General features: G+C 37.7%; 15 protein-coding genes and 12 tRNA genes. 26 read left to right on the forward strand and 1 reads right to left on the reverse strand.

Annotated features, from left to right (window positions below; genetic code table 11):
• The first annotated feature begins 73 nt into the window (after window positions 1–73).
• The 24 genes from LC419_RS07930 to LC419_RS08045 all read left to right on the forward strand — a co-directional run bounded on the left by LC419_RS07930 (window position 74) and on the right by LC419_RS08045 (window position 17,405).
• Window positions 74–146 (forward strand) — tRNA-His (locus LC419_RS07930).
• Between the two features lie 96 nt (window positions 147–242).
• Window positions 243–316, forward strand: a tRNA-Lys gene (locus tag LC419_RS07935).
• Between the two features lie 102 nt (window positions 317–418).
• Window positions 419–492, forward strand: a tRNA-Arg gene (locus LC419_RS07940).
• 7 nt (window positions 493–499) lie between these two features.
• Window positions 500–571, forward strand: a tRNA-Asp gene (locus tag LC419_RS07945).
• Between the two features lie 69 nt (window positions 572–640).
• A tRNA-Pro gene (locus LC419_RS07950) sits at window positions 641–712 on the forward strand.
• 114 nt (window positions 713–826) lie between these two features.
• Window positions 827–900: transfer RNA gene (locus LC419_RS07955), tRNA-Ile, on the forward strand.
• Between the two features lie 120 nt (window positions 901–1,020).
• Window positions 1,021–1,092 (forward strand) — tRNA-Asn (locus tag LC419_RS07960).
• Between the two features lie 475 nt (window positions 1,093–1,567).
• Window positions 1,568–1,651: transfer RNA gene (locus tag LC419_RS07965), tRNA-Tyr, on the forward strand.
• Between the two features lie 84 nt (window positions 1,652–1,735).
• A tRNA-Glu gene (locus LC419_RS07970) sits at window positions 1,736–1,807 on the forward strand.
• 179 nt (window positions 1,808–1,986) lie between these two features.
• Window positions 1,987–2,060, forward strand: a tRNA-Leu gene (locus LC419_RS07975).
• Between the two features lie 83 nt (window positions 2,061–2,143).
• A tRNA-Phe gene (locus LC419_RS07980) sits at window positions 2,144–2,219 on the forward strand.
• A 63-nt stretch (window positions 2,220–2,282) separates the two neighbouring features.
• Window positions 2,283–2,353: transfer RNA gene (locus tag LC419_RS07985), tRNA-Trp, on the forward strand.
• 129 nt (window positions 2,354–2,482) lie between these two features.
• The gene (locus LC419_RS07990) at window positions 2,483–2,968 is read left to right on the forward strand and encodes a ribonuclease H-like YkuK family protein (RefSeq protein ID WP_223606842.1); all 486 of its coding nucleotides are present in this window, start codon (window positions 2,483–2,485) and stop codon (window positions 2,966–2,968) included.
• A gap of 48 nt (window positions 2,969–3,016) precedes the next feature.
• On the forward strand, window positions 3,017–3,388 hold the full coding sequence (locus tag LC419_RS07995; protein ID WP_223606843.1) for a cyclic-phosphate processing receiver domain-containing protein: 372 nt from the start codon (window positions 3,017–3,019) through the stop codon (window positions 3,386–3,388).
• 149 nt (window positions 3,389–3,537) lie between these two features.
• Entirely contained in the window at window positions 3,538–4,101 is a 564-nt protein-coding gene (locus tag LC419_RS08000; protein ID WP_223606844.1) for a DinB family protein, read from the forward strand.
• A gap of 5 nt (window positions 4,102–4,106) precedes the next feature.
• A complete protein-coding gene (locus LC419_RS08005) occupies window positions 4,107–5,123 on the forward strand; it encodes an RNA ligase, Rnl2 family (protein WP_223606845.1) in 1,017 nt (338 codons plus the stop codon).
• A 48-nt stretch (window positions 5,124–5,171) separates the two neighbouring features.
• Window positions 5,172–6,116: a peptidase gene (locus LC419_RS08010; RefSeq protein WP_223606846.1), complete on the forward strand. Its 945-nt coding sequence runs from the start codon at window positions 5,172–5,174 to the stop codon at window positions 6,114–6,116.
• A gap of 143 nt (window positions 6,117–6,259) precedes the next feature.
• Window positions 6,260–6,670, forward strand: coding sequence for a metallophosphoesterase (locus LC419_RS08015; RefSeq protein WP_223606847.1), 411 nt, complete (start codon window positions 6,260–6,262; stop codon window positions 6,668–6,670).
• Between the two features lie 259 nt (window positions 6,671–6,929).
• Window positions 6,930–7,475 carry a 3'-5' exonuclease gene (locus tag LC419_RS08020; RefSeq protein WP_223606848.1) on the forward strand — a complete coding sequence of 182 codons (546 nt, stop codon included), beginning with the start codon at window positions 6,930–6,932 and terminating at the stop codon, window positions 7,473–7,475.
• Between the two features lie 82 nt (window positions 7,476–7,557).
• Entirely contained in the window at window positions 7,558–8,109 is a 552-nt protein-coding gene (locus LC419_RS08025) for a 3'-5' exonuclease (RefSeq protein WP_223606849.1), read from the forward strand.
• A gap of 900 nt (window positions 8,110–9,009) precedes the next feature.
• Complete coding sequence (locus tag LC419_RS08030) at window positions 9,010–10,521, forward strand: slipin family protein (protein ID WP_223606850.1); 1,512 nt, start codon at window positions 9,010–9,012, stop codon at window positions 10,519–10,521.
• 314 nt (window positions 10,522–10,835) lie between these two features.
• A complete protein-coding gene (locus LC419_RS08035; protein ID WP_223606851.1) occupies window positions 10,836–13,382 on the forward strand; it encodes a DUF6493 family protein in 2,547 nt (848 codons plus the stop codon).
• Window positions 13,363–16,059, forward strand: a complete 2,697-nt coding sequence (locus LC419_RS08040; protein ID WP_223606852.1) for a DUF6493 family protein — start codon at window positions 13,363–13,365, stop codon at window positions 16,057–16,059. The genes LC419_RS08035 and LC419_RS08040 overlap by 20 nt, the downstream gene beginning before the upstream one ends.
• Before the next feature lie 2 nt (window positions 16,060–16,061).
• A complete protein-coding gene (locus LC419_RS08045; protein WP_223606853.1) occupies window positions 16,062–17,405 on the forward strand; it encodes an SWIM zinc finger family protein in 1,344 nt (447 codons plus the stop codon).
• A gap of 41 nt (window positions 17,406–17,446) precedes the next feature.
• Here LC419_RS08045 and LC419_RS08050 read toward each other — a convergent pair whose 3' ends face one another.
• The gene (locus LC419_RS08050) at window positions 17,447–17,893 is read right to left on the reverse strand and encodes a VOC family protein (RefSeq protein WP_223606854.1); all 447 of its coding nucleotides are present in this window, start codon (window positions 17,891–17,893) and stop codon (window positions 17,447–17,449) included.
• Window positions 17,894–18,260: 367 nt separating this feature from the next.
• On the opposite strand from LC419_RS08050, the gene LC419_RS08055 reads away from it, so the two are divergent.
• Both LC419_RS08055 and LC419_RS08060 read left to right on the forward strand, forming a co-directional pair.
• Window positions 18,261–19,778, forward strand: a complete 1,518-nt coding sequence (locus LC419_RS08055) for a TROVE domain-containing protein (RefSeq protein ID WP_223606855.1) — start codon at window positions 18,261–18,263, stop codon at window positions 19,776–19,778.
• Window positions 19,779–19,881: 103 nt separating this feature from the next.
• Window positions 19,882–20,544 (forward strand): hypothetical protein, encoded by a 663-nt coding sequence (locus LC419_RS08060; protein ID WP_223606856.1) that lies wholly within the window; start codon window positions 19,882–19,884, stop codon window positions 20,542–20,544.
• The last annotated feature ends 152 nt before the right edge of the window (window positions 20,545–20,696 follow it).

Consider the following 20,696-nt stretch of genomic DNA (forward strand, 5'->3'; position numbering starts at 1 on the left):
ATATACGTAGGTCTCAGTGATCTGACACGTCAAAATATATACAGCGCCTCCCGAAAAGAGGTGCTTTTTTTATGGTTTCTTTAGCTTATTTGGTAAAGCGCCGGTCTGTGGAACCGGAGAACAGGGTTCGATCCCCGAAGATACCCAAAGTGAATAGGAATGATGAATTTTGGTAAGAGTGAATGGTCAATGGTGAATAATGAATTTAAAATTGACAATTGACCATTCACAAAATAAAAAACAATCTCATAGCTCAATTGGTCAGAGCACCGGTCTTTTAAACCGGGGGTTGAAGGTTCGATTCCTTCTGGGATTACAATAGATGTTAGAGACTAGAAATTAGAAGTTAGAAGATGAAAAATAGGAGCCATCGTATGACGAATAATTATCATTCATCAAACATCATTGATCAATTATTGATTCTGTAGCTCAATTGGATAGAGCGTTGGTTTTCTAAACCGAAGGTTAGAGGTTCGATTCCTCTCAGAATTACAAAAAAGGTCTATTGAGGTAAAGGCTAACCTGCCCGACTGTCTCTTGGGCACTGCGGGTTCGATTCCCGCATAGACCGCAAAGGTTCACGGAAAATTTTAGCTCCGGCTGTCTCCCGGAAAGAAAATTGGAAACCGAACCTTAAAAACTGGAAAGATAACGGTGGTTGTTTACCCGTCTTGGACGCGGGAGGTCGCAAGTTCGAATCTTGCTTTCCAGACAAGTTTTGCCAGGGGCAAAAGTGAATGGTGAACGGTGAATTTTGCTTTGCAAGTGAATTTTTAAAGATTGACAGTAAAACGAATTGACAATTGACCATTCACAAACAAAAAAAGATTTCGTAGCTCAAGTGGTTAGAGTGTCGGTCTGATACACCGAAGGTTGAAGGTTCGAGTCCTTCCGGAATTACAAAAGATGAAAAAGTGAATGGTGAATGGTGAATAGTGAATAGTGAATTTTGCTTCGCAAGTGAATTTTTAAAAATTGACAGTAAAACGGACTGACCATTGACCATTCACATAAAAAAATGATTTCGTAGCTCAACGGTAGAGCGCCGGTCTGTTAAACCGGAAGTTGAAAGTTCGAATCTTTCCGGAATCGCAGATAACTAAATGTTAATTGTTTCAAAAGAGAAGAAATAAGGTGTGTCAAGAGCAGAAGATCTTTACGCCAAATATGGAAAATACCGACAGCCTTTTTCTTTTTTTTATTGAGAAGTTAGATGTTAGAAATTAGAGGGTTTGTAGATTCATTATCAACCATCAACCATCAACCATCAATCATCAATCATCAATTATCAATTATCATTTATAATCACATCTGATGGTTCGCCGAAGTTGAAGAGTCGGGGCGGTCTGCAAAACCGTTGCATAAGCTGAGTGGGTTTGAATCCCATAGCCATCTCAAATAACTAAAATGAGATTAGTTCCGGAGAAAAAGTAAAAGTTTGTCGAGCGAAGAAGTTCTTATATCAAACAAAAAATTAAGACAGGCTTTGTTTTTCTTCAAATAGAAATTAGAAATTAGAGGTTAGAAGTTAGATGCTCATTACTAATTATCTATTACTCATTATACTGGAAGCTCGCCGGAGTTGGAGAGCCGGGGCAGACTGTAAATCTGTTGCTTTATTGCTGAGTAGGTTCGAATCCTACCGCTTCCACAAAAACCACTGATAATGTAACGGCAGCATGCAGGAAAAGTACTCTTGTTGTTCAGGTTCGATTCCTGGTCAGTTGGTTTAAACGCTCCATTCGTCTAACGGTGAGGACGCCTGACTTTCGAGCAGATGATAAGGGTTCGATTCCCTTATGGAGTACAAAATGTGAATGGTCAAAAATCAATTGTGAATAAATAATACCATGAAAGTTCAGATCGATGAGATAAAATTGATCCGATCATTCACAAATGTATAAATAATGAGTAATCAATTGTGAATGGTCAATAAGTCAATTTTTAAAATTACTAATTACCGATTACTCATTACTGATAAAACCCGCGGGAGTGGCGGAACTGGCAGACGCGCTTGATTTAGGATCAAGATATTGAGGGTTCGAATCCCTTTTCCCGTACAGAACATAGATGATGAGAGATCATTGATAAATACCAATAGGACTATGTTGGGATTGCTCATTACCAATTACTCATAAACCATGGAAGAGTGGTGTACAAGGTATGCACGCTAGTCTGAAAAACTAGAGGTACAGGTTCGATTCCTGTCTGTTCCACCAAAACATAAATGCTGATTGTAGGATAGTATCAATTATCAATCATTATCCATCAATTATAAAAAAACTCTGATAGTGTAATGGCAGCATCCCAGTCTCCAAAACTGATGGTATCGGTTCGAGTCCGGTTCGGAGTGCAAATAGTGAAAGATAATAGTGAATCGTCAATAGTGAATTTTACTTCGTAAGTGAATTTATAAAATTGACCCTGAAACGAATTGACAATTAACAAATTAATATACACAGAATTTAAAACATGTAAAAAAATGGAAACGCAACAAGAAGTATGGCAGAATATGAAAGGAAATTTTTTCCTAAAACCTATCACACAGCTGGTAGAAGAAGCCATCATCCGCGAACAGGCTAACGGTCACCGCCTGAAAGTATGTGTGGGCTCAGATTCCCACGTTTACGGCGAAGCGATCAATTATGCTACAGCAGTAGTATTTGTCCGTGAGGGAAAAGGAGCGTTTACCTTTATCAGAAAAGAAAGAGAAATACAGAAGATCAGTATCAAAGAACGAATGCTGAATGAGGTCAACAGATCCGTAGAAATTGCTTACGCTATCTGTGCCGTTCTGGATGCTTATGGTGTGGAAATGGAGGTACACGCAGACATTAATACAGACCCTGATTTCAAGTCAAATACAGCATTGAAAGATGCTATGGGCTATATTCTGGGAATGGGCTATGTGTTTAAAGCAAAGCCTCACGCATTCGCAAGCACCAATTGTGCTGATATGATGGTTTAATGAATAAAAAATGTATTCACAGGCTTTCGGACTTAAAAAAATAACAGGATGGAAATGACCAAAAGATTATTATTTCTGGATGATATAAGATACCCGGTTGAAGCGTATCATTATACCAAACAGGATATTTTCCTCAGAAAAGACTGGCATATTGTTCGCAATTACGAGCAGTTTGTCAACAGAATTATGGAAAAGGGACTTCCGGAACTCATTTCTTTTGACCATGACCTGGCAGATGTCCACTATCTGAAGCCCAATGCTGACGAATACACTGAAAAAACAGGCTACGATTGTGCCAAATGGCTGGTAGAATATTGTATGGATAACTATTTGGATCTCCCAAAATTCTACTGTCATTCCATGAATCCGGTGGGAAAGAAGAATATTCTTAGCCTTTTGGAAAATTTTAAACAATTATAATCAACATTTTTAGATCAGCGCAAAAAGATTGCGTTTTTACTTTTTTACTTTGCATAATCGTAATATCAAAGATTACTGAAAGAAAGAAGATGATTGATCGAAAGGCAGGAAAATATTCTAAGCCTTTTGGAAAACTATAAAAAATTGTAATGGATATTTTTAGATTAATTCAGGATATAAAAACGCATTTGAAACTCAGTTTTGATGAAGTGGACAAGTGGTTTGAAAAAGATGAAAAAATATTGAATATTCTGCCTGCCAATGAGGGCTGGACAGTTCAACAGATTTTGGAACATATTTATCTTACCAACTTTTATTTGCTCATTCTCATTGAAAAAGGATCAAAAAAAGCAATGCGGAATTATCTTGAGCTTGATCTGAATTCCGAAATAAAAAACTACAGTTTCGATAATAAAAAATTTGAGAAAGTAGGGGAGCACGGAGCTTTTGAATGGATAAGACCGGAACATATGGAGCCGAAAGGAGAATTAAGTCTGAGTGAAATCAGGAATTTAATGAGTCAGCAGTATGATCAATGTTTAAATTATTTATACCTGATGAAAAACGGCGAAGGTCTCCTCTGTAAAACAACTATGACAGTGAATGGACTGGGGAAAATCAATGTGTATGAATACATTTATTTCCTTTCACTTCACGCTCAGCGACACCTTACTCAAATGAAAAATAATGAATCAGAAACTATTAAAAACTAAAAAAAATGATTTTCAAAACATATAACTCTATAGAAAACGCTTACCAAACCCGCGTGATCGATCAGATCAGATTGCAGGGTTTTGGGGATGAGATTTTCATCGTGCAGGAAAAGGTTCACGGTGCTAATTTCTCTTTCTTTACCGATGGAAAGGAGATTAAAATCGCGAAGAGAACCGCCTTCATTGAAAAGGATGAAAAATTCTACAATGCACACCAAATTTTAGAACGTTACAGAAAAAATGTAATTGATTTGTTTCAAAAAGTGAAAACCATTCACCCGGAATTGGAAACGGTAGTGATCTACGGTGAACTATTCGGAGGAGGTTACAAACATCCAGAAGTAGAACCCGTAAAAGATTCCATCAAAGTACAAAAAGGTATTGAATACGCCGCTCATAACGAATTCTATGGATTCGATATTAAGTTGAACGGTACTACTTATTTGGATACCGATGTGACGAATCAGATTTTTGAGGAAACCGGATTTTTCTACGCAAAGGTTTTGTTCCAGGGCAGTCTGGAAGATGCTTTAAGCTTCCCGAATGTATTTGACTCTAACATTCCGGCTTGGCTTGGCCTACCTGAAATGGAGAACAATATGTGTGAAGGAACAATTGTCAAAACTTTGAAAACCAGGTATTTTGGAAACGGCGCCAGAGTTATTCTTAAAAACAAGAATGACAAGTGGGTCGAAAGATCTAAAATGGTGAAAAAAGACCGTAAAGAAACTCAGAAGCCAGCAGATTTTTCAGAAAATGCTCAGAATATCTGGGAAGAAATTCAGAGGTACGCCACAGTTAACAGATTGCATAATGTGGTGAGCAAAGTTGGAGAATTTGAACCCAAAATGATAGGCAAGATCATAGGTCTTTTTGCTCAGGATATTTTGGAAGACTTTGGAAAAGATTTTCCGGATGCTTTCACTTCAGTGGAAAAAGACGAACAGAAAAGAATCAACAAAAAGTTGAATACTTTAGTGATTGATTTTATAAAAGAAGAGTTGATGACTCTTAAAGTTTAGTTTCGGTATATTTTTACCGGAACTTTTTTATGTTTAAAAACTAATACAATGATACAGGCAGAGATAAAAAGTCTTTTGAGAGAAGACATCAGTATATTAATAAAAATTGCAAATTCAGCAAAACATTATTTGTGTGACTGCGGTGAAGCAAGCCAGCTGACGGTAAAAGAAATACAGTCGGTTTCAGCAGTGTTCATCAGCCATACACACATTGATCATTTTTCTAATTTTGACGGAATTTTCAGACATCAGATCGGTAGCGGAGAAAGAGTTGTGATCTGCGGACCAAAAAATATCCATCACCAGATTGAAGCGAGATTAAAATCTTACACATGGAATCTTATTGATGAAATGGCCATTGAATATGAGATACGGGAGATTATTTCCCCTAAAGAAATCAATGTCTATAACCTCCGTCCACCACACTGGAATCTGGAACTGGTGAAGACACAGAACTTTCTTTTTGAAGATGATCAGGTAAAAGTTGATTTTGCCATTCTCGATCATAAAACAGATTCCATTGCGTATCTGTTCAAAGAAAAAGATTCAGTCACCTTTCATGAAGAGGCTTCCGACTTCAGAAAAGGAAAATGGATCAGCGAACTGAAAACGGCGTTTGAAAATAATGATGCGGATAAGGAAATAGAAATTGAAGGAACGGTTTACAAAGCAGCTGATTTGTTTTATTTACTGACGAAAAATCATGGTTACAAGCTTGGGGTAATCATGGATCATGCGGCAGATCAGGAAAATTATGAAAAAATAAAAGCGGTGTTCAGTGAAGCAGATCTAGTGTATATCGAGAGTTTTTATAAAGATTCTGATCAGGAATTTGCAAAGCTCAATTATCACAGTTTTGCTTCTGCATCCGGAAAAATCATGAAAGAATGTCAGGTGAAAGAAGCCGTTCCCATTCATTTTTCAAGACGATATACGGAAACTGATGTTATTGAAATTGAAACTGCTTTTTATAAAGCATTTCGCGAAAATTAATTAAAATTTAAACTACAAAAGAATTGATTTTCTTAAACACAAACACCACAAATGATCTCCACAAATCAACACAATATCTGTGTTTTCTGTGTAATCCGTGGGAAAAAACGTAGTAAAGATTCAACAAACAAATTATTAAAAAAATGAAACCTAATATATTTTTTACAGCGGACCATCATTTCGGTCACGCCAATATTATAAAATTTTCAGAAAGACCATTCGAGTCTTTAGATCATATGAATGAAGAACTGATTAAAAGATGGAATGAAAGAGTCGGTACCAATGATACCGTCTACCACCTTGGCGATATCAGTTTGGGAAAACCGGATTTTACCAAAGAAATCCTAGACAGATTAAACGGCAATATCCATTTGATCAGGGGAAACCACGAAGGTGCTGCGCTCACATACCCCAAACGATTTGAATCCGTGAGAGATTATCATGAATTGAAAATTGATGAACCGGAAAACAGCAATGGCAAGCAGAAAATTATCCTCCTGCATTACGCCATGCGTAGCTGGAACGGTTCACACCGCGGAGTATGGCAGCTCTAAGGCCATTCGCACGGAACTTTACCTGATGATGAAATGGCTTTAAGCTTCGACGTGGGAGTAGATTGCCATGATTTCTACCCGATTTCTTACGAGGAAGTCAAAGAAATTATGAAGCTAAAAAAATGGACACCACCGTTTGGAGATAGAGGACTATAAGTAAGGAGTAATGAGTCATGGCCATTCTAATTACACCGGACTACCACAATCATGAATACATTTTACAGCGTACTTTTTACATTGTAGATTTTACAAAAAAACTATGAACACAACAAACGAAATATTAATCATCGATTTAGAAGCCACGTGTTGGGAAAATGACAGAATTCCCATTGGAGAGAAAGTCGATATTATAGAAATAGGGATCTGCAAGCTGGATTTAAAATCGAAAGCCATTTCCCAAAAACAGAGCATTTATGTCATTCCGGAAAGATCAGAAATCAATGACTTCTGTACAAAACTGACCGGAATTACGCCGCAGCTTATTGAAGAGAAAGGAATCTATTTTGAAGAAGCCTGTGAAAAAATTCTGGATGAATATCATTCTTCAGACCTTACCTGGGCAGGTTTTGGAAACTTTGACAAGGAACAGATTTTCGAACAGTGCGACTGGCTCGGAATAGAAATTCCTTTTGGCGGACAATATCTGAATGTGATGGAAGAATTCAGAGAACATTTCAGACTCCATAAAATGATAGGCCTGAAAAGAGCTCTTGAGTACCTGAAAATGGATTTCGAAGGAAACCATCACAGCGGAGCAGACGATGCTTACAATGCTGCCAAAATTTTACGGAAAATTTTGGAGTAGATATTAAAGATGGAAGCTATAGGCCAGAAGCAAGAAGCAAGAAGCCATCTTCCCTCCTTTGCAACATTAAAATTTTAAACAAATGAAAACAACAGAAAATATATTAATTATAGACCTGGAAGCCACCTGCTGGGACGACAGACCACCCAGAGGCCAGGAAAGCGAGATCATTGAGATCGGGGTCTGCATTATGAATGCTGCAACCGGCAAGGTCTCCAAAAATGAAGGCATTTTAGTGAAACCACAATACTCAAAGGTGAGTCCTTTTTGTACGGAACTGACTTCCATAACACAAAATATGCTGGATGATGACGGCATTATGCTGGAAGACGCTCTGGATATCCTTAGGGCAGAATACGATTCCGAGGACCTGACATGGGCAAGCTACGGTAATTATGACCTGAATATGCTGCAGAACCAGGCCAGAAGATTCAATGTGGATTATCCGTTGAGCGATGACCATATCAATGTTAAAACATTGTTCGGGCAGCTGCATCCTACCGTAAGAAAAAGTGTAGGCATGAGCAGAGCTTTAGGAGAGCTGAATCTTAAGCTGGAAGGTACGCACCACAGAGGTGTGGATGATGCGAAGAATATTGCGAAAATCCTGCATTGGTGCTTAAACAAAGCTTAATGTAACAGTTTAACAGTATAGCAATGACTCCCTTTTTTAAGGGAGTTTTTTATTTTTTATCAAAGTTTATTTTCTACGCAGAATGATTGCGCAATAAGCTTTTTACTTTGCATTATCAAAATGAAACAACACTGAAATTTTGAAAAACAGGTTTCAGTTAAAATATCAGGCAAGGCAGGTTGTGTGTTTCTGTATAACACCATTGCAGAAGAATTTGTTGAAAAACATTGTTTTCGTTCTGTTCAGCTTGGCCCGAAGGTTTGAGGAGTTAACCAAAAAACTTCTACCATAAGCTATTGTACGGAGGTTCGAATCCTTCTGTTTCCTTCAGGGAAATATAACTCAAGAGGATAGAGTAAATAGTTTTTTTGCGAAGGTTCGAATCCTTCTCTCAATTAAGATTGAGATAGCTCAGTTGGTTAGAGCACTACACTTTCCATGTAGTTGAAGATAGACTGAAAATCTATTTTTTACAAAGTTTTCAATGTTTTTCTTTAAAAACATTCCTATAGAGAAAATCTGAGTTTTTTCAGTTGTTGAATCAACATTTTTGAAAAAGCCAGTAAGAAAGATTTTTTCTGAAAGTGAAATTCAGTTGAGGATTACTCCAATTGAACGGAATTTTCTAATGAGGACGGGTTTTCCGCGTGAGCGATGGTAACGGATATCCTTTTTTGTACGCAAAAAAGATAGCAGTGAACGTAGCGGCCGGGGTTGCTGCTTTCAGCGGTGGCCAAGGGACACGCCCAAGATCTTACCAATTGGAAAAATAAGTTTAAGAACAGTATTTTGAAATGATTTGAGCTTTTTGAAACTCCTTTGCTTCCGCCATTTTTTGGAAGAAAGAAACTCGGTTTTCTCTTTTTAATTAAAAATAATAACACTTAAAAATATAATAAAATGATAAAAAATGTACACATTAAAGCCTACCAAATGGGTTTGGTCTTCAAAAACCGAAACTTAATTGAAGTTCTTAAAGAAGGTAATCATTATGTCTTCGGAAATAAATCGGTAGAAATCTATGAGATGAAATCCCGTTTTGAAGCCGGTGAAGATTTACCGATTCTGTTGAAAAATGAAATATTGAAAAATCTCTTGGAAACCGTAGAGGTAAAAGACGGAGAAATCATTTTAGTTCATGAAAACGGAACTTTTAAAGATGTTTTGACTGTTGGACACTATGCATTCTGGAAGGGAATGGTTAACAGAGAATTTCAGAAAATAGACTTAACAAAGATCGAAATCCGGGAAGGAATCTCCAAGACAATTTTGGAAAATATAAAGGTGAAAAGTTTTGTAAGAAAGTTTCTTGTGCCTCATCACCACAAAGGTTTATTGTTAATTGACGGTAAATTAACTCATATATTGGAAAGCGGTATTTACTCCTTTTGGAACAATGAAATTTCAGTTGAGGTTAAATTAATTGATCCCAATTATGAAGTAAAATCCCAGTTTGGAACGCATGAAAATGTAGCTGCTTTATTAAAAAATGAAACCCTGAAAAATCTTTTGGAAATCGTAGAGGTAAAAGATGGCGAAATCCTTTTGATGTATGAAAATAGGACTTTAAAAGATGTTCTGAATGTTGGACAATATGCATTCTGGATGGATATTACTGAAAGAACTTTTCAAAAAGTGGATTTAACGAAAGTTGAAATCACAGAGGATATCCCGAATACCATCCTGGAAAATTCAAGGCTGAGACATTACGTAAGAAAATTTATTGTACCGAATCAGTATAAGGGACTGTTGATCATTGGCGGTAAATTGGTGAACACTCTGGAAGCGGGAACCTACAGTTTTTGGAATAATGAAATTTCCATCGATGTCAACACGGTTGATATGCGAATGCAGCAGATGGAAATTGCAGGTCAGGAGCTTTTGACTAAGGATAAAGCGATGCTAAGAATCAATTTTTATGTGAGTTTTCAGGTACAGAGTATCGAAAAAGCACTGATGGAAAATAAAGAATATGATAAGCAATTGTATATTCTGATGCAGCTGGCATTGCGTGAGTTTGTAGGAGCTTTAACACTGGATGAACTGTTGCTGAAAAAAGATTCCGTAGGAAAAGAAATTCTTGAAAATCTGGGTGAAAAAGCCGGCGATTTAGGAATCAGAGCTTTTGATGCGGGTATCCGTGATGTGATCTTAACCGGTGAAATGAAGGAAATTATGAACCAGGTTTTGATCGCTGAGAAAAAAGCTCAGGCCAACAGCATCATGCGTCGTGAAGAAACGGCTTCCACAAGAAGTTTGCTGAACACCGCAAAACTGATGGAAGAAAATGAAGTTTTATGGAAGCTGAAAGAAATGGAGTATATGGAAAAAATCGCAGAAAAGATTGGTGATATTACCGTTTCAGGAAACAGCAACATCGTTTCCCAGCTGAAAGAGATTTTCACAAAATAAAAACTAATAACTGTTACTATAGGGGTGGGCTTGTGTAAAAACGGTCTGCCCTTTTTTAATCTTAATGATTGATAAGAATGAAAGAATTTCCGGACGGATTTTTTAACATATTTTTTCATAATATAAAGAAAGAAGAGCATACCGTGGAATCGATTTTTTTCAAAGAAGAAAGAAGAATGCACTTTAACTTTTATTCAGGAATGCTTCCAGAACTGCTGCTGAAAGCATAATTTTTTGTTAAAAAAATCACTTTACTGGGATATTTAAGTGTCTGTCTGGCAATTTTTGTTATTTTAGTCGCCTAGATTGGAATTATGCTTATTGAAGATGAATTGAAGACGATTTATTTAAATTATAGAATCAAGGAAATTGTTCCTTTTCTCATAAAGCTGACCCCAAAAGAAAAGAAAGAAACTGCAGTTGTTTTAAAGAAATTTTTAAATAAAGACTGGGGGCACAATCACGTTTCTATGCTTGCCGCTCTGGCCTGCAGCACTAACCGGGACGAATACGCAAAACTGTCACCCGGTTATTACGCGGTTCCAATACATCTCGTTGAAGAATTATTCGAATCCTACACTCCGGAATGGCTAGGAAACAGCTATCCGTTTCTCAGGAATATAGACTATCTGAAAGTCATGGAATGGCAACAGAAAGGCTATCTTACTCTCAATGATGAAATCGCGGCCCATCTTCTTTCCGAATCACTGGTTTCAAACCATACCACTGAAGAAATTCTTTTCACCTATCCTGAAACACTGAATGCCCATATATGGCTCCTTTTTCACCACAATTCCAATATCACTTATCATTATAAAAACGAAAAAAACTGGAAAGTCATTTTTAAAGATCTGATCCAAAAAAATAAAATTGACCGTTTAAAAGTTTTACAATCCTGTCTGGATGCAGTGAGTCTCAATTTTTCCAAAGATCATAATACGTGGTTTCTGGAGCTTTTCTCTTACTTGGAACCTTCCCCGCAGGAGGTTTTAGTACTTCAGGATAACTTATTTTCAATTTTCCACGCTCCACAAAAGTCACTTTTTATTCCGGTACTGAAAATGATCAATCCGGTTATTACAGAACCTGATTTTAAAATACTTGATTTTCTTAATGCCACAGCAAATTTACCCAGCCTTCAGATTAAAAATATTTTGAATACATTGCTTCAGACGGTTGAGAAAATAGCGAAGAACGATAAAAAATACTGGGAAGAAATTTGTCTTTTTGTCCTTCCTGCTTTTATGAGCAAAGACGCTTCTATACAGACTAAAGCAGCTAAAATCATTATAAAATATGGCGATCCCGGTTCTGAAAAATATAAGATTGAATTACAGCCTTATGCAGAATCATTACTTTCAGATACTAAAATAGTGCTTGAAAAGTTCCTTATCAGCAATACTAATGAAGCTACTGAACTGGTAGAAACTGCAGAACCAACTTCCTGGCATGTTTCTCAGTCGATTTCTTCCATTGAAACCATAAATGATTTTATATTCTTTGCACCACAAGTTTTCAGCAGAAACGAACCCAATGATTTCGATCTTTTCCTGGACGCCCTACTGAGGTTCAATACGGAGATCAGTGATGAACAGATGACTCGGCTGGAACCGGCTTTCAAAGCAGCCCTTAAAGTTAAAGGAAGTGGAGGAATGCATCATTTGTATGCTACATTTTTTATGGCATACGGACTTTTAAAACTGAAAAAAGGATCTGCGATACTTAGTGAAGCCAAGAAAGAATTTCCAACCCTTGAAAACTGGATTGGAAAACGTACTCCTTTGATCTTTAAAGCCTATCATCAGTTTCTGTCGGGAATATTTGATCTTTTAAAACAAGGAAAAAACCTTCCGTTACTATCAGTTGCGGATCATACACCTTGCTGGATTGATATCCGTGTACTGATTGATAAATTAAAAATATACCAGGATCAGAACGAATTTCCGGTTCCTTTTGATTTGCAGAGAGCAGTGCTTCGGGTACGAAAAGAGAATTTCGAAGAAGGACAAAAGGATGCCGAGAAACAGCTTAGCGAAGAATATTTAAAACTGCTGGAACCTATTTTTGATCCCGAATATTATAAAAACCTTTATGAAAAGTCTTATCTGGAAGGCAGTTTTGACAGAAAGTTAGGCATCAGAAAAATATACAAAGGCTACGTAGCAGAAGAAATTCCGGAGCTTACGGTAGCGATTGAAAATAAAGAAATTCTCGGAGATGCTCCTCTGCTGGATCATTTATTTAACTCTTATCACGGCATTTATGATCAGGATCTTATCCGGATTTTATATACTGCTCCGTACTTTTCGGTGGCTGTTTTTGCTAAAAAATATAACGAAACGTTATCCAATGCTGTTTATCAATATGACAGCAGAACCAATACTGAATTTTTAGATGCCTGGATGAAGCTGAATCTGCCATTCCGGCCAATGCATTATTTATTCCTTTCCGCGGCCATGTTCAGTAAGGATAAAACCTTCTCTGGTACGGCTTTTGAAGCGATTATTCACAAGATAGTTTCAGAAGATTCTGACCCCGGAATATTAGGAGTAATGATCGGTGAAAAGATCAGTCACGGACTGGTTACGGTAAAAAGACTGACGGATGGACTTTCCGGCTTTATCGGATTGACTCCCAGTCATAACCGCGCTTTTGAAAAACTATTGATACCCATTCTCACAGCGATAGATCATCCCGTTTTTAATCTCAAAAAGATTTTAGAGATGTACTACGAGCTGCTGCACCTTAATCAGTCCGAAGTTGATGGTGTGGTAGCTGCAAAGCTGGAAGAATGGAAAAACGAAAATAACCTGAAAAAAATTATCATCAAATTAAAAACAAATGAAAGAAAGACTTTATGAGATCCTTAATGAGGAAAAAGCACATGAGATTATTCCGTTTCTGAAGCAGCTAAGCACAGAAGAAAGAAAAACCCTGATACCCACAATAAAAAAGCTGGACCGGGAGATCAGTAAGATTGTAATGACGAAAAACTCCTACCATACTGCCGGTTCTGCAGATCAGCATTCTATCATTGATATCGCATCATTTGTCTGCATGGATCAGAAACATTACGGGAAAAACTACTGGAGCCTTTTCAGAGACAAAGAACAGACCCGTAAAATACTGGAATGGGGATGCCCGCCATGGTTTTCAGAATTTATAAATGATTCTATAGAAGCTGAATTTACAGCATTTAATTATCAGGATATTCTGGAATGGGCAGAAAAAGGCTATGTAAAACCCAGACCTGAGCTGCTGGGATACCATTTAAGTCTTCAGCCGTATGACCTGGATAAATCTCCGGAGACGCTGAACACACACTTTTGGTATTTATGCGAATTTCCATCGAAATCACTCCCTTTTACAAGAGAATGGCTTCCTTTGGTTCAAAAACTGATTGCCGAAAACAAAATCGAGAGAAAAAGATTTCTTAAAGAATGCCTTCTGGCAGCCAACAGAAATTTTAATAAAAACGTGACCGGATGGTTCATGGATGCATTCAATATCCTGAAACCTTCAAACGATGAACTCATCATGCTTCAGGACGAATTGATGGCCGGATTGGCTTCTGTACAGTCAAAAGCAGTGAATACCATGCTGGCTCATCTGAAAAAAATAGTTCCGGAGCCGGAATTCAAAACCAGTGAGTTTTCCCATTTTCTTCCGAATCTGTTAAGTTCAGAGGTCAAAACAGTGGTGGCAGCCAGTCTTGCCGTCACTGAAAATATCTTTCAGAAAAAGAAAACCGATACCGAAAATCTAGGAATGGCTCTGAGTGCAGCGTTTGTAAGCAAAGATGAAAGCATACAGACCAAAGCCGCAAAGATCATCCAGAAATACATCCCTGTTTCCGAAGATATCAAGGAAGCCTTATCGCATTATGCGGATAATGTTTTGGCTAATGTAAGACCGGGACTTGCTCAATACATAGATGACAAACAACTGGAGCTGGATGCCGTACAGCAGGAAAAGCTGGAACTGATCAGCGAAGAAAGCCGGGCTAAAGAGCCTGCAAGTTTCGAAGATCTGATGTTTTTCCTTCCTCAGGCAATAGAAAGGCCGGGGACTTGTTATTATGATCTGGCGCTTGGCGGACTTGTAAAGTTTGCTGATGAAGCAGATGAGGCATCCGTAAAACTTTTTGAACCCGTATTTCAGAAAGCCTGTAAAACCATTGCCAAATGGGAAGTACATCATTTTAATGTGCTGCTGTGCAATCTGATTATCAATTACGGACTTTCTTTACTGGAAAAATTTCCGGTTCAGCTTAAGAATCTGGAAAAAATATACAAAAGAACACAGGAAGACGAAGCGACAAGAGAGGTGTATTCCACCTATCACAAAAAGCTGGGACCTATCCGGGATATCTATGCAGGAGGTCTTGCTATGAAGCCTTTCAAACATATCGCAGTTCAGGTTTTCAATAAAATAAAATCAGGAGATAAAACTCCGTTGTTATCTACGGTAACTCATGAACCATGCTGGGTAAGTCCGGATGCATTGGTAGAAAGATTTGAAATCTATCAGAACGAAAATAAAAAGCCTGATGATCTGGATGTACAATTGGCATTACAACGTTGTTCCCTTGAAAGAACATCAGACAGATTAAAACGGGTTGAAGAAAAATTAAAGGGAGAATACAAAGATCTGCTTCTTTTCTTTTTTAATCCAAATGCCGCACCGAAAGGAAAATTTGAACATCCGTCATGGTGGATGACTGCCGGAATTACGCGCTCTCCCGGGACCGTTTTTAAAGAATTCAAAGACTTCGGATATGATGATATCCCTAAAGAATTTCTTACCGGTTCGTATGAATGGAAAACAATTGACAGCAAAAAAAACTCCTATTATCCGGTTGAACTTAATATTAATGTTCCAAAATATCACCTGAAAAAAAGAGAACATCCGCTTTTTATGGAATACTTTATTGCGGAACAGAAGCATTTCTCTGAAACCCCTTCATTTATGTGGAGTTTCCCGAATACGCTCGGGAATGTTTTTGCTAAGATCATCAAAGACTGCCTGTTTTATTCTGGAATAGCAGAGGTTTACGAAAGAAGTCTTGTTCTGAATACGGCACAGGCCCTTCATCAGATGAAAAAGCCTCTGGATGCAATGGGATATCTGTTTTTGGGAACCATTTTCCTGGACGGAGACAAAGTGATCCGTGGAACTGCTGCCGAGATCTGGCTGGAACATGTTTCCCATAAAGTAATGGATAATGTACAGCTGGGCCGTGTGACCGGTCTGCACGAGAAACTGGAATGGGCACCTGTGAAGAGATTTACAGATTTGGTACAGCATCAGATGCTTAATGTCAGCAAAGATCATAATCTGGCACTGGAACAACTTCTTACCCATATTTTGCTGCAGATGGAAACACCTGTTACCAATCTAAAAAAAATATTGGATATTTACCACGAGGTTCTGGCTTTAAACCAATCTGAAGCCGATAAAAACTTAAAAGAAAAACTGAATAGCTGGAAAGAGAATTCCAGTCTGAAAAAAATCTGCAATCTTCTTCTAAAAAAATAGATATGGAAGATACGCTTGTTTACAATTATCAGAGACCATCGTCTTTGATAAAAAAAGATGCATCTGAAGAATTATTTCTGTCCAAGTACAGTGAGATTCAGAAGAACACGGATGCTCCCTGCTTTTTCTGGGGAGATGTCAGTCAGCCGTTTATATTGGCAAGATGCCTTATTACCCTTTCCAATATTGTGAAATCCAGCTTTAATCTGTCGCCGTTTCAGATGGCGCTGCTTAAAGATCCTATCGTTACGGCCGGAAACGAGCGTTTGCGGTTTGAAGGATTTTCACATTGTGCCGGAGTGTACGCCAGGGTAGATGTACTGCCGGATGGGCTCCACGGTGAGTTTCTGGAAAATGGAACCACCAATGTGGATTTTAACCAGGCGATGATCACTGCACTGGGAAGCATTTGCCCGAATGAAAAAATAATGCTTTCGGTAGGGCAAAAAGAGGTAGGATTGTACAAAGAAGAAGAAAAGGTAGTGGAAAGAAAAGTTCCGCTGCCTGTAAAATGGATCAAAGGACTCAGTACCGTTCAGATCTACCTGTCAGAATCGGAAAAGCTTCATACGTTCAATAAAATCCAGACCCAACAGTTATTCAGAGGAATACCGAAAGGGCCGGTAAAATCAGATTATTACCTGATCATCCGGGGAAATAAACCTATGTTTTCTCCTGTGAAATCGGCGGATGCTGTGTGTATCGGCGGGCTTAACCGACTACGCTTGCTGGAACCGCTTCTGCCTTATATCGATCAGATGCAGGTATTTCCACATGCTGATATGCAGTCTACGACGTGGCAGCTGTATATGGGGAACATCAGGTTTAGTTTTTCATTGTCAAGGGAAAGCTGGAGAGGATTTTCGGGAGAAGGAGCCGTTTTGGACAGTCTGATCGACGATATCTCCGATGAATGGATTGATGCACTGGATAAATACGCTTATGCGAATCAGTCTTTTAATCCTTCTGCGTTTGCTGTGGAGGAAAATATCAGCCTTAACACAACGGATAACCTGACAGGAAGATTGGCTGCCATGGGGCTTCTAGGCTACGACCTTGATGATAATGGATTTTTCTACCGCAGATTACCATTTAAACTCAACCGTATTATTGGTTTAAATCCAAGGATGAAAAATGCAGAAAAGCTCATCGCAGAAGGGAAGGTGGAAATTTTAAATAAAAGTTTAGCCAGAACCGAAGCCAGGGTAGAAGGAACCGGCGTACATCATACCGTTATTATTGATAATGATAAAGAACGCTGTACCTGTGAATGGTTCAGTAAATACCAGGGCGAAAGAGGACCTTGCAAACATGTTCTTGCCGTAAAGAAATTAGTACATACTTAATAAAAAAGGACAGCTTGTGAATTGAAGGCTGTCCTTTTTATTTATTGATGTTTCATCCATTCTTCGTAGGAAATCACACCTAATTCTGGTTTTCCTTCACCTTCAAGAATAGAAATAAATTCAAGCTGATTGCCGTCCGGGTCATTGAAATAAATGGCCAGCGCGGGCATCCATGCAAAAACCATAGGTTCATCGATGCCGTTTTTCAGAAAGTTATAAGGCTTCAGATCTTTATTTTTCAAAAAATCTACGGAATAATTTAAAATATCTTCTTGGCTGCTGGAAAAAGCAAAATGCCTTGGCTGCAGGTTTTCTTTTTGTTCCCATAATCCCAGCATAAACTCTTTGCCTTCACCGATCCACAAAAATGCAATGGGACGCGTTTCATCCATATGGGCCAGTTTCAACCCTAATACTTCGGTATAAAACCGGATAGAATTTTCCAAACTACTTACCTGAACATGGGTTTCATATAATCCTTTAATCATAGCCTTAATTTTAATGTACACAAAGCTAGACAATGCATTTACAAAAACACGAGCGTACTGATTCCTTTATTTGAATTGAGTGATAGAAAAATTTTATTTAAAAGATAAAAGATCTTGCCATTAAAATTTCAATAGGAACAGGCTTTAGCCAAATTCCAGATTTAAACACAAATGTCACAAATCCTTTTCGCAAATAAACACAATCATCTGTGCACATCCGTGAAATCGGTGGATAAAAAATTTGAAAAAAAAATTGAACAAAAAATAACTACGCAAAAAGGATGCGCAATACTGTTTTTACTTTGCATCAGAAATCAGAGAGGAAAAGACGATCCTCCAAAAATGTTTAACAAAAAAACAGTAACTCATGAAATTTAATTTTTTAAACAAAGAGAAAAATACCGTAATGAATTATGAAGGTGCCAAAGCATTTACCATGACACCTGCTGAAGAATTATACAGTGCTGTTGTTACAACAGGATTATCCAGAACCTCCTATGAAAAAGGTGGCGACAGATTGGTGAGAATTCAGTCTCTAATCAAAAAAAACGATCCGGAATTCGTAGCGAAGTTAGCGGTGTATGCTAGGAAAGATATGTACTTACGTTCCATACCATTGGTATTGACTGCCGAATTGGCCAAGCAGACCTCAGGTACAGACTTAGTCAGCAGAACGGTTGATGGGGTGATCCAGAGAGCGGATGAGATCACTGAACTTTTGGCGTACTACCAAACGACCAACGAAAGAACAGAAATGAAAAAACTGAACAGACTTTCAAAGCAGATCCAGAAAGGTCTTGCTAAGTCTTTCAATAAATTTGATGAGTATCAGTTTGCAAAATACAACAGAAAGGCAGAAGTAACGCTTAGAGATGCACTGTTCCTTGTTCACCCGAAAGCAAAGGATGAAAATCAGCAGGCTGTTTTTAATAAAATTGTGGGTGATACTTTGGAAACTCCTTACACGTGGGAAGTTGAACTTTCTGTATTGGGTCAGACCAGGTTTGCAGATGAAGCTGAAAAAAAGCTGGCTTTTAAAAACAAGTGGGAAGAATTAATCTTCAGCAATAAGCTAGGTTATATGGCGACGCTGAGAAACCTGAGAAATATTTTGGAATCAGAAGTTTCTTCTGATGCGATGTTTAAGCTTTGCAGCTATTTATCGAATGAAAAGGCTGTCATCAATTCAAAACAGCTTCCATTCAGATTTTTAGCGGCCTACAGAGAATTGAAGGCTATGAAATCGCCTTATCTGTCATCTGTTTTAGAAGCATTGGAAGATGCGGTGATGGTGAGTGCGAAAAATATCAAAGGTTTTGGTTTTGATACTTCGGTAGTGATTGCAGCGGATGTTTCAGGTTCTATGCAACAGCCTGTTTCTCCTAAGAGTAAAGTATTGCTTTACGATATCGGATTATTGATGTCTATGATTTTGCAGTCTCAGTGCAAAAATGTGATCACGGGTATATTCGGTGACAGATGGTTGAGAGTTCCTATGCCTAAAAGTGGTATTTTGAGAAACGTCAATGCATTTTACAAACGTGAAGGTGAAGTAGGGTATTCTACCAACGGTTATCTGGTGATTCAAGATTTGATCGGAAAGCGAGAAAAGATAGATAAAATCATGTTGTTTACCGACACACAGTTGTGGAATAGCAAAAATGCCAAGTATTCATTTGAAGATTCCTGGAATCGTTATAAAAAGATAGCTCCGGACGCGAAATTATATATTTTTGACCTGGCGGGTTACGGAAACCAGCCATTGGATGTCAGAAAAAATGACGTATACCTTATTGCAGGTTGGTCAGATAAAGTCTTCGATGTATTAAATGCACTGGAAAACAGAAAATCCGCAGTGCAGTTAATTAAAAAAGTGGTGCTGTAAAAGGCGCTGCTTTTATAAATGATGAATGATGAATGATGATCCATCTTCACGCCAAAACGAGCGAATAAATATAAATAAAACTCAAACTTGAATTCTTCAGAGTATGAAACTTATTAATGTAATTGAAATCAACCCATTAAAATATTCAAAAGAAGAATCTGAATTACCAGATAGTTCTGATTTTCCAGATTCTGAAATTTGGTATAAGGAATGGGTAAAGTCTGTCTCTAGTCTGAATTTTAATTTTAGTCCAATAGATAACGACTCTTATTTTGTTGATATTGAAGTTATTGATGATGAGAATTTAGGGATTGTTTTAGAAGCGGATCTTAAAGAGATAAATCCGGAAGAAATTGAAGACATGCTCACAGCTTTTGATGGAGGAATAGCTTTGATGGAAGATGATAAAGCATGGGTTTTGCCTACCTGTTGTGGAGATATTGGTAATATTATAGAATGGAAAAAAATTCTTGAAGATGAAACTGAAAAATGGAATGAGCTGTGGATTGGTCACCCATGGATTTTTTATAAAAAAGTGAACGGAAAGATTCAGTTGTCTGATTATTCTGATTTAAATCTTAAAGACGCAAAAAATATACAAGCGCATATCGAAGTTGATGAATTGGAATTAAAAACGGAATTGGAGAAAGCAGAAAAACAACAAATTAATTTCAAAAACAGAATTTCAAAAATTTTGGAAAAGATGAAGATTAAAAATTTTGATAGGATCTCAGAAATGTTGACCGGCATGAACAAAACGACCTAGGAAACGGAGGCGTCAAAAAAATAAACTATGCGAACGTTAAAAAAATTCTACTGTCTGAGTGCGAGACCCATTTTGAACGAAGATAACACTATATAATTCGCACGAGTTTTAGAATTTTTAGAGAGTATAGATTATTTTTAGACGGAGTTTCC

The sequence above is a fragment of the Chryseobacterium sp. OSA05B genome (assembly GCF_019970065.1).
Lineage (GTDB): Bacteria > Bacteroidota > Bacteroidia > Flavobacteriales > Weeksellaceae > Chryseobacterium.